The organism is Paracidovorax sp. MALMAid1276 (assembly GCF_049198005.1).
In the GTDB taxonomy this organism is placed as follows: Bacteria; Pseudomonadota; Gammaproteobacteria; order Burkholderiales; family Burkholderiaceae_C; genus Acidovorax.
Genome location: NZ_JBMIRS010000184.1, coordinates 43,089 through 57,930 on the forward strand (window position 1 = coordinate 43,089; position 14,842 = coordinate 57,930).

General features: G+C 68.0%; 10 protein-coding genes. 7 read left to right on the forward strand and 3 right to left on the reverse strand.

All coding sequences use genetic code 11. From position 1 onward, the window contains the following. Positions 1 to 5 precede the first annotated feature (5 nt). From ACOQFS_RS13110 to ACOQFS_RS13130, 5 genes are all read left to right on the forward strand, one after another. Complete coding sequence (locus ACOQFS_RS13110; protein WP_421563299.1) at positions 6 to 503, forward strand: cupredoxin domain-containing protein; 498 nt, start codon at positions 6 to 8, stop codon at positions 501 to 503. A 37-nt stretch (positions 504 to 540) separates the two neighbouring features. Next, the gene (locus ACOQFS_RS13115) at positions 541 to 1,098 is read left to right on the forward strand and encodes a DUF411 domain-containing protein (protein WP_421563300.1); all 558 of its coding nucleotides are present in this window, start codon (positions 541 to 543) and stop codon (positions 1,096 to 1,098) included. After that, positions 1,095 to 1,481 (forward strand): copper-binding protein, encoded by a 387-nt coding sequence (locus ACOQFS_RS13120; RefSeq protein ID WP_421563301.1) that lies wholly within the window; start codon positions 1,095 to 1,097, stop codon positions 1,479 to 1,481. The genes ACOQFS_RS13115 and ACOQFS_RS13120 overlap by 4 nt, the downstream gene beginning before the upstream one ends. A gap of 68 nt (positions 1,482 to 1,549) precedes the next feature. Next, positions 1,550 to 2,557, forward strand: a complete 1,008-nt coding sequence (locus ACOQFS_RS13125) for a P1 family peptidase (protein ID WP_421563302.1) — start codon at positions 1,550 to 1,552, stop codon at positions 2,555 to 2,557. A 56-nt stretch (positions 2,558 to 2,613) separates the two neighbouring features. Then, positions 2,614 to 3,972, forward strand: a complete 1,359-nt coding sequence (locus ACOQFS_RS13130; RefSeq protein ID WP_421563303.1) for a TAXI family TRAP transporter solute-binding subunit — start codon at positions 2,614 to 2,616, stop codon at positions 3,970 to 3,972. 46 nt (positions 3,973 to 4,018) lie between these two features. Here the strand turns inward: ACOQFS_RS13130 and ACOQFS_RS13135 are convergent, their stop codons facing one another. Next, positions 4,019 to 6,673 carry a DUF1631 family protein gene (locus ACOQFS_RS13135; protein ID WP_421563304.1) on the reverse strand — a complete coding sequence of 885 codons (2,655 nt, stop codon included), beginning with the start codon at positions 6,671 to 6,673 and terminating at the stop codon, positions 4,019 to 4,021. Positions 6,674 to 6,728: 55 nt separating this feature from the next. Continuing rightward, positions 6,729 to 8,390 (reverse strand): energy-dependent translational throttle protein EttA, encoded by a 1,662-nt coding sequence (gene ettA, locus ACOQFS_RS13140; RefSeq protein WP_421563305.1) that lies wholly within the window; start codon positions 8,388 to 8,390, stop codon positions 6,729 to 6,731. A gap of 246 nt (positions 8,391 to 8,636) precedes the next feature. Here ettA and ACOQFS_RS13145 point away from each other — a divergent pair, with 246 nt between their 5' ends. Both ACOQFS_RS13145 and ACOQFS_RS13150 read left to right on the forward strand, forming a co-directional pair. Then, positions 8,637 to 10,418, forward strand: coding sequence for a DEAD/DEAH box helicase (locus ACOQFS_RS13145; RefSeq protein ID WP_421563306.1), 1,782 nt, complete (start codon positions 8,637 to 8,639; stop codon positions 10,416 to 10,418). Positions 10,419 to 10,767: 349 nt separating this feature from the next. Further along, a complete protein-coding gene (locus tag ACOQFS_RS13150; protein WP_421563307.1) occupies positions 10,768 to 12,669 on the forward strand; it encodes a M14 family metallopeptidase in 1,902 nt (633 codons plus the stop codon). Positions 12,670 to 12,951: 282 nt separating this feature from the next. Here ACOQFS_RS13150 and ACOQFS_RS13155 read toward each other — a convergent pair whose 3' ends face one another. Further along, positions 12,952 to 14,685 carry a cation:proton antiporter gene (locus tag ACOQFS_RS13155; protein WP_421563308.1) on the reverse strand — a complete coding sequence of 578 codons (1,734 nt, stop codon included), beginning with the start codon at positions 14,683 to 14,685 and terminating at the stop codon, positions 12,952 to 12,954. Positions 14,686 to 14,842 lie beyond the last annotated feature (157 nt).

Genomic DNA, 14,842 nt, shown 5'->3' on the forward strand with positions numbered 1-14,842 from the left:
ACACCATGAATACTATTAAATTTATAGCTATCTTTTCTTTACTGGTAAGCGCTGAGGCCATTTTTGGCCATGAAAACTCACCCCACACCCCGCGCAGCACGCCGGTGGTGAAGGAACAAAAACCCTGGGGCATTGCCGGGGACGCCAAGGCCGCAGCGCGCACCATCATGCTGCGCATGACGGACGACATGCGCTTCACGCCCCGGCACATCGAAGTGCGCGAAGGCGAGACCGTGCGCCTGCGCGCGGAGAACAAGGGCGAGGTGATGCACGAGATCGTGATCGGCACCCGAGCGGAGCTGGACGCGCACGCCGCACTGATGAAGAAGCACCCCGGCATGGAGCATGACGAGCCGTACATGGCGCATGTGGCTCCGGGCAAGCGGGGCGACATCGTGTGGCAGTTCAACCGGCCCGGCCAGTTCGACTTTGCCTGCCTCATCCCCGGCCACTACGAGGCCGGCATGACCGGCACGATCACCGTGCTGCCGCGCAAGCCATGACCCACAACAACCGAATCCCAACCTCTTGAGACCTGCCATGACGACATCCTCTTCATCCCCCGCATCCCCCGCATCCCGCGCTTCGCTTGCACGGCCCGCCCGCCGCCAGTGGCTCGCGGCCGCCCTGCCCCTGGCGGGCGCAGCCGCAGCCATCGTCCTGCTGCCCACCACTGCGCGCGCCGCACCGCCTGCCTCTGCACCCACGCCGCTGGAGGTCTGGAAAGACCCGAACTGCGGCTGCTGCCAGGACTGGGTGGACCACATGCAGGCCAACGGCTTTGCCGTGAAGGTGCATGACACGGGCAACAACGCGGTGCGCGCCCGCCTGGGCCTGCCGCAAAAGCTGGGCTCGTGCCACACCGCCCTGGTGGGCGGCTACCTGGTCGAAGGCCATGTGCCTGCCAGCGACGTGCGCAAGCTGCTGCAGCAAAAGCCCAAGGCGCTGGGCCTGACCGTGCCCGGCATGCCCGTGGGCTCGCCCGGCATGGACGGCCCTGCCTATGGCGACCGGCGCGACCCCTATGACGTGCTGCTGGTGGCGCATGACGGCAGCACCCGTGTGTTCAACAGCTACCACAAGAAGGCATCGACATGAAGACAAAACATCTCCTTTTCGCCGTGCTGGCTGCGGGCCTCAGCATGCCGTTCGCGGGCCTGGCACTGGCCCAGGCCCCTGCGGCCACAGCCCCCATCACCCCCGCCGCCGCCGCGCCCAGCCCCGACGGCCAGACCGCGTCGGCAGCGCCCCAGGCTGTCGACTGGAGCGAAGGCGAAATCACGCGGTGGGACCCTCGCACGCTGCGGCTCACGATCAGGCATGGCGAGATCAGGAACCTCGACATGCCGCCCATGACCATGGTGTTTCGCGTGGCGGATGCCAGCCTCGTGGGCGACCTGCAGCCCGGCGACAAGGTGCGCTTCCGCGCCGAGCAGGCCAGCGGCGCCTACCACGTCAGGCAGATAGAAAAGGCCCGCTGAAGGCCGCAGGCTGCCGCACCGTGCGGGGCGAGAAACACCCCAGTGGCCGGGCACCATAATCCACGGCCATGAGTTCTCAGCACCCACGGACCGGCGACGCCGGCAGCATCACCCGCGTGGCCGGCATCGAGGTCGGCCATTTCACCGAAACCCGCCGCCCCACGGGCTGCACCGTCATCATCGCCCGCGAGGGCGCCGTGGCGGGGGTGGACGTGCGCGGCGCCGCCCCCGGCACGCGCGAGACGGACCTGCTGCACCCCTCCAACCTGGTGAACCAGGTGCACGCCATCATGCTGGCCGGCGGCAGCGCCTGGGGGCTGGATGCCGCCACCGGCGCCGTGCGCTGGCTGGAAGAGCGCGGCATCGGATTCGACGTGGCCGTGGGCCGCCTGCCCATCGTGCCGGCCGCCGTGCTGTTCGACCTGCTGGTGGGCGACATGCGCGTGCGTCCCGATGCGGCCGCCGGCTATGCGGCGTGCGACGCCGCATCCACCGCCGACCCGGCCGAAGGCAATGTGGGCGCGGGCACGGGCGCGGCCCTGGGCAAGATCTTCGGCATCCAGCGTGCAATGAAGGGCGGCATCGGCACGGCGTCCGTCACGGTGGGCGGCGTCACCGTGGGCGCGCTGATCGCCTGCAACGCCCTGGGCGACGTGATCGACCCCGACACCGCCCGGGTGATTGCGGGCGCCCGCACCGACGACGGCCTCGCGCTGCGCGACACCCGGCGCGCCCTGCTGCGCGGCGACCCGCCCCAGCCGCTACTGGCGGGCACCAACACCACCATCGGCGTGGTCGCCACCGACGCCGTGATCACCAAGGTGCAGGCCCACCGCTTGGCCGTGGCCGCGCACGACGGCCTGGCCCGCAGCATCAACCCCGTGCACACCATGTCGGACGGCGACACCCTGTTCAGCCTGGGCACGGGCCGCGCCGGCAAGAGCCCGGGCATGATGGTGCTGGCCACCATGGCGGCCGAGGCCACGGCCATCGCCACCGCCCGGGCCGCCCTGGCCGCACGCGCCATCACCACGGCCGAAGGGCTGCACCTGCCCTGCGCGGCGGACCTGGCATAAGCGCCCGGCCCAGGCTGCGCGCAGTTTCCCTTACACGCCCCCCCTTTTCATTGCCCATGCCCCAGGCCTTTCGCAACACCCTGCTGTCCCTGCGCGATCTCATCGTGTCGGCCGGGCCCCTGGCTTTTTTGGGGGCGGGCCTGCTGGCGCTGGCCTACTGGTGGCTCAACCCGAACCCGCCCAAAACGGTGGTGCTGGCCACGGGGCCCGCCCAGAGTGCGTATGAGGAATTTGGCCGACGCTATCGGGCCGCGTTGGCGGTGGAGGGCATCGAGGTGGTGCTGCTGCCCAGCGAGGGCTCGTCCCACAACCTGGAACTGCTGCGCCAGGGCCAGGCCGACCTGGCGTTTGTGCAGGGCGGCACCGCGCAGTTGCAGCCGCGCGATGCCGAACAGCTGGTGTCGCTGGGCAGCCTGTTTGTGGAGCCGGTGTGGCTGTTCTACCGCGCCGACGCCGCACCAAAGCCCGACCCGGGCTCGCGTGCTGGCATGCCTGCGCCCAAACAGGCCCCGGCCGTGCTCGACGGCATTCCGCAGTTGCGGGGCCTGCGCGTGAATGTCGGCACCGAGGGCAGCGGCGTTCCCACGCTGATGGCGCGCCTGCTGGAGGCCAACCGCGTGAACCCGGCAGAGGTGGCGATTTCGCGGCTGGAGCAGACACCGGCCACGGTGGAATTCCTGGCGGGCCGGCTGGACGCTCTGGTGTTTGCCTCTGCGCCCGAGTCCCTCATGGTGCAGATGCTGCTGCAAACGCCGGGAGTGCAGCTGATGGATTTTGCGCAGCACGAGGCCTATGCGCGCCGCTTTCCGTTTTTGACGCCCGTCACCCTGCCGCGTGGCGTGGTGGATCTCGCTGCCGACGTTCCCGCGCAGGATGTGCGGCTGGTGGCATCCACCACCTCGCTGCTGGCGCGCGAGGGCACCCATCCGGCGCTGCTGACCCTGTTCGCCCAGCACGCACAGCCCTTGCACAGTGCGCCCGGCTGGTTCAACCGGGCGCGCGAGTTCCCCAGCACGCGCCTCAGCGAAATCCCGATAGCGAAGGAAGGGGAACGCGCCATCAACGAGCCGGTGCCGCTGCTGCAGCGCTACCTGCCGTTCTGGATCGCAAACCTTGTGGAGCGCATGTGGTTGGTGCTCGGCATCCTGCTGGCAGTGATGCTGCCGCTGTCGCGCATCGTGCCGCCGCTCTACCAGTTTCGCGTGCGCTCACGCGTGTTTCGCTGGTACGGCCGCTTGCGTGACATCGAGATCGAGCTGGAGTCTGGCAGTGTGCAGCCCGGCGAACTGCTCAAGGCCCTGGACACCCTCGAATCTCAGGCGGAAAAGGTGAGCGTGCCGCTGTCTTACGCCGACGAGCTGTATGCGCTGCGCAACCACATCCATCTGGTGCGCAAGAAGGTGCTGCGCGCCTGACGGGCACACACTCTCAGGCGCCGCCGCTGGCCCGGGGTTGCACAAACTAGCGGTTCTTGCCCTTGGAGTTCGCAGGGGAGGAAGACAGCGGTGCCGCCTTCGACAACGGCGCCATCTTGGACGAGCCTGAGGCAGAGCGGGAACCGCTGGACCTGGGCTCTGCGGGCTTGCCGCTGCGCGAGGCTGCCGCGCCCCCTTCGTCGCCCGAACGCGCCACGGGGGGCTGCGCGGGCGGCACCAGGCGCAACGACCCCTCGCTGGCCAGCTTGTCGCGCATGCGCCGGGTCATGGACTGCGTGCTCGCGTCGGGCGCGGTGAACAGAAACAGCGTGCCGTGCGGGCTTGCCCAGGTCAGCTGGGTGCGGACCACGCGGCCATTGGTGACCAGCTCAACCCACGCGCCGATCTTGAATCCGGCATAGGGATCCGGCGCGGCCTCCGGTGCCGCCTCGGCCGGGGCAGCGTCGCCCTGGGTCGGCTCGGGGGCCTGCGGAGCTTGCTGCCCCACGTCCGACCCCACCTCCTGCGCCTGCATCGGTCCCGGGTCTTGCCCGGCCGGTGCATCCGCCACGGCTTCAGACACAGGCACAGCGTCTGCCACAGGCTCGGCGTCAGGCACCTTGGTAGACCGGGGCACCGGGGCGGGCTTCTCGAAAGCCGCCTGGTGCAGGCTCACCAACCGCTGCAGCAAGGCGCTGGTCTGGGCGGGCGGGTGGTTGATGGTCTTGAGCCCCTTGCGCAGCTTGGCCAGCAGGCTCGGGATGGAATCGTTCAGGCGTTCAGGCTCGTGCCGCGTCAGGTCCGGCTGCGCACTCCACAGCAACACGGGAACCAGCGCCAGAAAACCCCCGGGGTCCTCCTCGTTCGAGTCCGGCGCCTTCATCACCTGGGCCAGGGCCACCACGTCGGCCCAGGGCCCTGCCGCAAAATCCAGAATGTCGGCCGGCACGTTGCCCACGTCAGGCAGCTTGCGGATGTCGGCAGACACCTTTTCTGCCAGAAGCTCGCGCTGCTCGGCCTGCACCAGCGCCCGTTGCTGCGCCTCCTGGTGGGCCTTGATCTTCTGCTCCTGCGTGTCCCACGCCGACTGCAGCGCCTTCAAAACCGTGTCGAACGGGCCGGCATCCTTGATGTCGCTGGCCTTCAGATGTTCCACAGCCCCGGTCACCAGGCGCATGAAGCTGCTGAAGCCGGGCGCGGTTTCGGCGGTGAAAGCCAGGCTGCGCTGCGTGAGTTCGTCGAGCAGCCGGCGCGCCGGGTGGGCCCCGTCGGTGAAGAAGCGGCCATCGTGCTGCACCAGTTGCTTGAGCGGCGGCTCCAGGCTGGCCACGGCTTTTTGCACCGGCGGCAGCAGCCGCGTGTCCTGGGCGATGTTGAACATCATGCGGCCCACGACCTCCATGGCCAGGGCCGGAGACTGCGCCGCCCCCTCCATGGGCATGGTGGCATACAGCACCGGCGCCACAGCCGGCCCGCGCCACGCCGACAAAGGGCCCGCCAGCGACACGGGCTGGCTGGATGGGCCAGTACCCGCCAGACGACCCACCAGCCGCTCCAGCTGCGCCATGTCTTCGATGGCTTCTGCGGCCGCCGCCCCGCCGGGGAAATAGCCGGCGCCGGCGCCCCGCGGGTCCACCCAGCCCGGCTGGCCGCCCCCGGCAGGCATGCCCACCGGCACCTGCTGCAGCGGCACGGCGCCCAAGGGCAGCGGTCCACCCGGTGCGGCGCTGTAATTTCGGGGGTCGAAGGGGTCACCGCCTGCCAGCATCTGCCGCAGGATGCCCACGGTCAGCAGCGCCTCTTCGGCCGCAGGGGCCATCAGTGCCTGTTGCGAATCACCGCCCCAGCCTGCCGCGCCGCCCATGCCGCTGCGGCCGTAGCCCGTGCTGCCATAGTCGCCCATGGGTCCGCTCACGGAATGGCCGTATCCCGAGTAGCCGCCGCCGTAGCCCGTGCCGGGCCCGCCCGAAGGGCCAGAACCGCCGCCATATCCGCCCCCATAGCCCGTGCCGGGAGCGCCGCCGCCCCGCGAACCGCCGCCACCGGGCGTGCCCACCACGGCGTATCCGACGGGTTGCACGCCATGTTCGCGCAGGCTGGCGGCGGTTTTCTTGTATTCATCCACCAGCAGCTTGCCCAGCAGGTCGCGCATGTGCTGCATCCACAGCTGGCGCACTTCCGCCGGCACGCCGGTTTCACCCACCACCTGTTGCAGTGCACGGATGTAGCTCTCCGGCCGCAGGGGGTTGCGCTCGGGCTGCACGCTGCGCAGGCCTTGCGCCGCGCTCACCAGCGTGTTGAGTTCGGCCAGCACCGCGTCGGTGGCATGCAGCGCAGACTGCTGGGCCTTGGACAGCTCCACCTGGGCCTGCATCTCGCTCTCGTCCATGAGCGAGAGCTCGCCGAAGTCCATGCCGGTGTCTTCGGCCGCACGCCCCTTGGCGATGGACGGCCCTTCCGCAAAGATCTCCAGCAGGGCCATGGAGTAGCCCTTGACCAGCGCCGCTTCATGCTGGTTGAGCAGGCGCAGGCTGTCGCTGATCAGGTTGCGCTGCTGGATGTTGCGGTTGCTCGATTCTTCCTCCGCCAGGGCCGACTGCGTGACCTTGACGAGCTGCCCCATCAGCGCCTCGCCGCCCCGTACGGCATTGACAACGCAGGCGCGAAACACGGTTCTCGAACGAAGCGCTGTCTGGGACATGGTGGGGGATGGAAACGAAGAAACTTCCGGCAGCAATGCTACTTGACCTGACGCGTTATTTGAGCGCCTTGTAACGCATGCGCTTGGGCTTGGCGCCCTCTTCGCCCAGACGCTTTTTCTTGTCGGCTTCGTACTCCTGGTAATTCCCGTCAAAGAACTTCCATTGGCTGTCGCCCTCGGCCGCCAGGATGTGCGTGGCAATGCGGTCGAGGAACCAGCGGTCGTGGCTGATAACCAACACCGTGCCGGCGTACTCCAGCAACGCGTCTTCCAGAGCGCGCAGGGTTTCCACGTCCAGGTCGTTGGAGGGTTCGTCCAGCAGCAGCACGTTGCCACCGGCGATCAGCGTCTTGGCCAGGTGCAGGCGGCCGCGTTCACCGCCCGAGAGCATGCCCACCTTCTTCTGCTGGTCGCCGCCGTTGAAGTTGAAACGGCCGGCATAGGCGCGGCTGGCCATGGTGAACTTGCCGATGTTGATCATGTCCAGGCCGCCGGAGATGTCCTCCCACACCGTCTTTTCGTCCGACAGCGCATCGCGGTGCTGGTCCACGAAGGCCATCTTCACGGTGGCGCCAATCACCACCTCGCCGCTGTCGGGCTGCTCGCGGCCCGCGATCAGCTTGAACAGCGTGGATTTACCCGCGCCGTTGGGGCCGATGATGCCGACGATGGCGCCGGCCGGGATGTTCATGGACAGGTTGTCGATGAGCACGCGGTCGCCAAACGACTTCGTGACGTTCTTGAACTCGATGACTTGCGTGCCCAGGCGGTCGGCCACAGGAATGAAGATTTCCTGCGTCTCGTTGCGCTTTTGGTACTCGTAGTCGCTCAGTTCCTCGAAGCGGGCGATACGCGCCTTGCTCTTGGCCTGGCGGCCCTTGGCGTTCTGGCGCACCCACTCCAGTTCCTTCTTCAGGGCCTTGGCGCGGGCTTCCTCGCCCTTTTGCTCGGACTCCAGGCGGGCCTGCTTCTGGTCCAGCCAGGTGCTGTAGTTGCCCTTGTACGGAATGCCGTGGCCCCGGTCCAGCTCCAGGATCCACTCGGCCGCGTTGTCGAGGAAGTAGCGGTCGTGGGTGATGGCCACCACGGTGCCAGGGAAGCGGTGCAGGAACTGCTCCAGCCAGTCGACGGACTCGGCATCCAGGTGGTTGGTGGGCTCGTCCAGCAGCAACATGTCGGGCTTGGACAGCAGCAGGCGGCACAGCGCGATGCGGCGCTTTTCGCCCCCCGACAGCAGCTCGATCTTGGCATCCCACGGGGGCAGGCGCAGCGCATCGGCGGCGATTTCGAGCTGGTGCTCGGAGTCGGTGCCGGCGGTGGCGATGATGGCTTCCAGGCGGGCCTGCTCGGCGGCGAGGGCATCAAAGTCGGCATCGGGCTCGGCGTAGGCGGCATACACCTCTTCGAGCTTGGCCTTGGCGGCAAAGACTTCGCCCATGGCCTCTTCCACGCTCTCGCGCACGGTGTGCTCGGGGTTGAGCTGGGGCTCCTGGGGCAGGTAGCCGATCTTGATGCCCGGCATCGGGATGGCTTCGCCCTCGATTTCCTTGTCCACCCCGGCCATGATCTTGAGCAGCGTGGACTTGCCCGAGCCGTTCAGGCCCAGCACGCCGATCTTGGCACCGGGGAAAAAGCTGAGGGAGATGTCTTTCAAGATCTGCCGCTTGGGCGGCACGGTCTTGGAGACGCGATTCATCGAATAGACGTATTGGGCCATTGGGTTCTCTAACCTGCGGGAAGTGGGCAGAAATTCTGCGTGCAAAAGGTGATTATCGGGCCATGCGACAATATGCCCCGTGACGGGCTCCAGTTGCCCGCCGCATCAGCACACTGCTGGGGACAAAAGAAGCACCCCGCTTCCCGGCTCCCACTCCTGAACCTCATCAGCCTGAGACTGGCTCGGCAACCCGCAGGTTGTACGACAGGCCGATACCCAGCGCCCCGGACGGGCGTATCCGACGACATGACATTTGACGAACTGAACCTGGCTCCTGCCATCCTGAAGGCCGTGCATGAAACGGGCTATGAGACGCCCACCCCCATCCAGGCCCAGGCCATTCCCGCCGTGCTGGAAGGCCATGACCTGCTGGCAGGCGCACAGACAGGCACCGGCAAGACCGCAGCGTTCACCCTGCCCATGCTGCATCGCCTCGCGCAAGGCACAGCACCCAAGAACAAGTTTGGCGGCAAGGGCATCCGCGCCCTGGTGCTGACCCCTACCCGCGAACTCGCAGCCCAGGTGGAAGAGTCCGTACGCGAATACGGCAAATACCTCGACATCAACTCCACCGTGGTCTTCGGTGGCGTGGGCATGAACCCGCAGATCGACCGCATCAAGCGCGGCGTGGACATCCTCGTGGCCACCCCCGGCCGCCTGCTGGACCTGCAGCAGCAGGGCTTCATGGACCTGTCCACCGTGGAAGTGCTGGTGCTGGACGAAGCCGACCGCATGCTGGACATGGGCTTCATCCACGACGTGAAGAAGGTGCTGGCCCTGGTGCCGCGCGACAAGCAGAGCCTGCTGTTCTCGGCCACCTTCAGCGACGAAATCCGCGAGCTGGCGAATGGCCTGCTCAAGAACCCCCAGAGCATTCAGGTCACGCCCCGCAACACCACGGTGCAGCGCATCACCCAGGTGATCCACCCCGTGGGCCGCGGCAAGAAGAAGCAGGTGCTGCTGCACATCATCCAGCAGCACAACTGGAGCCAGGTGCTGGTGTTCACGCGCACCAAGTTCGGCGCCAACAACGTGGCCGAGTTCCTGACCAAGAACGGCGTCTCGGCCATGGCCCTGCACGGCAACAAGAGCCAGAGCGCCCGCACGCAGGCCCTGGCGGGCTTCAAGAGCGGCGACATCCGCGCCCTGGTGGCCACCGATATCGCTGCGCGCGGCATCGACATCGACGAGCTGCCGCACGTCGTGAACTACGAAATCCCCAATGTCTCGGAAGACTACGTGCACCGCATCGGCCGCACGGGCCGCGCCGGCAATAGCGGCGAGGCCGTGAGCCTGGTCTGCATGGACGAGGAAGGCTTCATGATGGAGATCGAGCGCTTCACCAAGCAGCAGATCCCCGTGCAGGTCATCGAAGGCTTCGGCCCCGAGCCCGGCGAGAAGGCCGAGCCCATCGCCATGGGCCGCCAGACCATCTGGGGCGGCGCGGGCAAGCCCCCAAGCCGTGAAGTGATGCAGGCCGCCGCGAAGGCCGCCCGCAGCGAGATGATGGAGCGCATCCGCACCAACAAGGCGACCCAGGGCGGCGGCCAGGGCCAGGGTGAGCGCGGCCCGCGCCAGGCCAATGGCAATGGCAATGGTGGTGGCGGCGGCGGACGCTCCGGCGGGCGTGGCCCCCAGGGCGCTGCCGGTGGCGGCCGTGGCGGCCAGGGCGGCGGAGCGCGGGGTGGCAACGCCCAGCAGCAAGCACCCGCCCGCAGCCGTGGCCCGCGCCAGGAAGGTGGCGGCGCACACCACCGCCATGACGACGCCCAGCCCCCCCGCGCCAACGCGCACCTGGGCACGCATTCGGGCCACAGCAATCCGGGCCATCGCAGCTCCGGCCATGGCGGCGGGCAGCCCGACCCCATGCGGACCAGCGTGGACAGCATGGCGGAGCGCGGACGGCGTGGCGGCGGCGGAGGATACCGCGGTGGCAACCCGGGCGGCGGGGGCTATGGCGGATCGGGCGGCGGCCGTGGCAACGGACCCCGTGGTTCGGGCGGCTCCCGCGGATCCTTCAACCGCTGACCCGCGCACAGGCGCATTGCGGCGGCCGTCAGCCGACTGCCGCCCACGCGCCTTGTGATGTCACTGGGGGCTGCCGCCGCACGGCGGCCCCTCCGCGCCGGGCCATCGCTTTCCAGCGAGGCGGCATGGGTCAAGCTTCTTCAGTGACCTGCACGCAGGGCCTGCACGCGTTGAAGCGTGCCAAGGTATTCCAAGCAGGACCGGCGTCCGCACCCGCGAGCCCCCCCAACTTTCAAGCTGTCAACCTCCGCTTTGCAACGGGATGTAGGCTGACACGGCATCGGGGTGATGCAAAGGTAACATCGCCGTCACATCCGGCCACGCGCCCCGTCTGAGGCAGACCCCCATCATGACCAAGCTCCACTTTTTCCGTTGCCCGCCGTCTGCCTCCACGCCAGGCACGCACCCAACCGCTGCATTGCCCCCCCTTCGCTGGAAGGCGTCGGCCCTGTTGGCCGCCGTGGTACTGGCAGCCTGCTCGAGCACGCCGCTCCCCCCCTGGCCGACCACCCCGACAGCACAGCGTCCGGCACCGCCCGCGCCAGCGCCCCGTCCCCAGGCTGGCGTGGTGGTCCCGGCGCCTCTGGGCCAGGCAGGGCAGCCCGCGCTGTCACAGCCCCAGCCGCAAACGCCCCCGCCGCAGACTTCCGTCATCGCCAGCCCGCTGCCCCCTCAGGCGCCGTTGCTGGTGCAGAACGAAGGGCCGCTGGCGCCGCCCTACGGGCCCGCCGTGGCAGCCCGCTTTCCAGACCCTTCCGTCACCTACAGCACGCCCGGGCTGGGGCGCGACCGCCGCGCGTTCACGACCAATGCAGAGCTGGGCCAATGGCTGAGGTCGCTGGCGGAGTCACCCCAGAGCGATGGCACGCGCACACGGCTGCTGGACCTCGGAATGTCCCAGCGCGGTGAGCCCATCCTGGGCCTGCTGGCAACCCGCGCCGCGGGCACGGACCCCGCCACGCTGGACACCAGCGGCCGGCCCACCGTGGTGCTGATCGGGCAGCAGCATGGCGACGAGCCCGCCGGATCGGAGGCCTTGCTGGTCATCAGCCGCGAACTCACGCAGGGCCTGCTGGAGCCCCTGCTGGACAAGATCAACGTCGTGGTCATCCCCCGTGCCAACCCGGACGGCGCAGCGGCCAGCACCCGCGTGACAGCCAATGGCGTGGACATGAACCGCGACCACCTGTTGCTCAACACACCCGAGGCCCGCGCTCTGGCCCGCGTGGTGAACGACTATCGCCCGATCCTGGTGGTCGATGCGCACGAGTACACCGTGGTGGGCCGCTATCTGGAGAAATTCAACGCCATCCAGCGCTATGACGCGCTGCTGCAGTACGCCACGACGGCGAACTACCCTGAATTTCTGACCAAGGCCTCGCAGGAGTGGTTTCACCAGCCGATGATGGCCGCCCTGAAGGCACAGGGCTTGACCAGCGACTGGTACTACACCACCTCGACGCGGCCCGACGACAAGACCATCTCGATGGGCGGGACCCAGCCTGACACGGGGCGCAATGTGAATGGCCTGAAGAACACGGTGAGCCTGCTCGTCGAGACCCGGGGCGTGGGCATAGGCCGCATGCACATCCAGCGGCGCGTGCACGCCCAGGTCACCGCCATCACCAGCGCATTGCGCAGTACCGCCGACCGCGCAACCAACCTGGAGCAGGTGCGGTCCTTCGTGGTGCGCGACGTGAGCGCGCAGGCCTGCCGCGACCAGGTCGTGATCGAGGCCGCCGCCACGCCCACCCAAAGGGACCTGGACTTTATCGACCCCGAGACCGGCGCCGACAAGGTCATCCGCGTCGACTGGAACTCGTCCGTGAACCTCAAGCCCACCAAGACCCGCGCGCGTCCCTGCGGCTACTGGTTGTCGGCCAACTCGAGCGCAGCCGTCGAACGACTGAAACTGCTGGGCCTGCAGGTGCTGCGGATTGCCGAGCCAGGTTCTGTGCTGGCCGACACCTATCGCGAAACGGCGCGCGAGTCTGGCGAGCGCCGCGACGTCATCGGCACGATTGCCGGCGACACCGGCATCGTGCGCGTTCAGGTCTCGCCGATGCGCAGCGCAATCGACGTGCCTGCGGGCAGCTTCTACATTCCCCTGAACCAGCCCCGCGCCCACCTGGCGGTGGCGGCCCTGGAGCCAGACACGCAGAACAGCTACTTCGCCAACCGCGTGATCGAGGAACTGGGCCAGACCGCACGGGTCATGGCAATCCCCCCACTGGTGTTCGAGGAAAACTGAGACAGCAGCCCCGAGCAAGGGCTCTGACTGGCTTGCCCCTCGCCCAGGCGTCAAGGCCAACATGAGAGCGAGTGCCACAGACAGCGCAACCGAGAGCGCAACCCAGTTCCGGGCTGGTCACGCGACACCTGCAAACGCCCGTGCCTTCCCGCCACCACATCCCATCGCACCCAAGGGCGGCAACGGATGAAGCCGGGGAAAGCCGCTGTTTACTATCAAAAATATAGCTTGAAGTGCTTATGCAGTAAGCGCTGAGGCCGATTTTTACCGAATATTTTTGATTCAACCCCGCTCATGCAGCGGCGCAGGCCCGGTGGGCCGCGACCTGCGCGTGCGCGTGCGCTCCCGAACGTGGTCGGACATGGCGGCAGCCAGCGCGTCATGGGCGACAAACACCGTGCTTCCCCACTCCTGCCGCAAGCGGCGCGCGTCGTCGTCGCTGTGGCTGCGAACCACGGTCTCGATCGCTGGATTCAGCGTCGTGGCCGTGTCGATGATCTGGCGCACATCCAGCGTGCCCGGCGTTGCAATCACCACCATCGCGGCCCGGGCGATGTGCGCCTGGATCAGCACGGCCGGGTCTGTCGCATCACCAAACACAGCAGCGACGCCGTCCGCCCGCAAGGCCTCCACCAGCTCGCGGTTTTGATCGGCCACCACAAAGGGGATGTCGCTGGCCGCCAGCACACTGGCCACACTGCGGCCCACACGGCCATAGCCGACCAGCACGACCTGCCGGGCCAGGTAGCGGGAATCGGTGCTCTGGGGCAGCTCGGCCAGCGGGTCATCGCGCTGCTCGAGCCTGCGGGCCAACGCGGAGCGCGCCAGCAGCCATGCCTGCAGCGGCGCGATGGCGTGAAACAGCAGCGGATTCAGCGCCATGGAAATCAGCGCGCCCGCCAGCACCAGACTGCCGCCTTCGGCCGGCAACAGGCCCAGCGATGCGCCCAGCGCCACAAGAATGAACGAGAACTCGCCGATCTGCGCCAGGCTGGCCGACACCGTCAGCGCCGTATGCAGCGGATAGCGGAACGCCAGCACCAGGCCCGCGGCCGCCACGGTCTTGCCCACCATGATGATCCCCACCACCGCGATGACCTGCAGTGGCCGGTCCCACAAGACCGCCGGGTTGAACAGCATGCCCACGGAAACGAAGAACAGCACCGCAAAGGCGTCGCGCAGCGGCAGAGACTCATGGGCGGCCCGGTGGGCGAACTCCGATTCGCGCATGACCATGCCCGCAAAAAAAGCCCCCAGCGCGAACGAAACGCCAAAGAGAGCCGCAGACCCAAAGGCAATGCCCACGGCGGCTGCCACCACGCAGAGCGTGAACAGTTCGCGGGACCCGGTGCGCGCCACCTGCCACAGCAGCCAGGGAAAAAGACGGCGGCCCACCAGCAGCATCAGGGCCACAAAGGCGCCTACTTGCAGCAAGGTCCAGCCCAGGGTTTGCCACAGGGTGGCGCCGTCCAACGTGTCGGCCGCTCCGCCCAGCCACCCCGCCAGGGGTGGCAGCAGCACCAGCACGAGCACCATGGCCAAGTCTTCCACCACCAGCCAGCCCACCGCGATGCGGCCGGTGTGGGTATCGAGAATGCCCAGCGTCTCCAGCGCACGCAGCAGCACCACGGTGCTGGCCACCGACAGCGCCAACCCGAAGACCAGCGCGCCTCCCAGGCCCCACCCCCACCAAACCGCCAGAGACATCCCCAGCGCCGTGGCCACCATCATCTGCACCACGGCACCGGGCACGGCGATCTTTCGCACGGCCAGCAAGTCGCCCCACGAAAAATGCAGGCCCACGCCAAACATGAGCAGCATCACGCCGATCTCTGCCAGCTGGCTGGCCAGACCCGCATCGGCCACGAACCCCGGCGTGAAAGGCCCGAGCACCACGCCTGCGAGCAGGTACCCCACCAGCGCAGGCAGCCGCAGACGCGCCGCCACAAAGCCGAACGCGAGCGCAAGGCCCAGCGCCGCAGCGATGGTGTGAATAAGAGCGACGCTGTGGGGCATGCGAATGAAGGGACAGAGGTGCCCAAGGAAGACAACAACCCGTATAGCAATAACCGCGCACGCGGCGGAGCGCACGTCGGTGCGTCCGTTATACCCCTAAGCGCCTGTTCAATGTCTTTTTGGAGTCGCACAAGGTCCTTGCCGGGATGGGATGCCA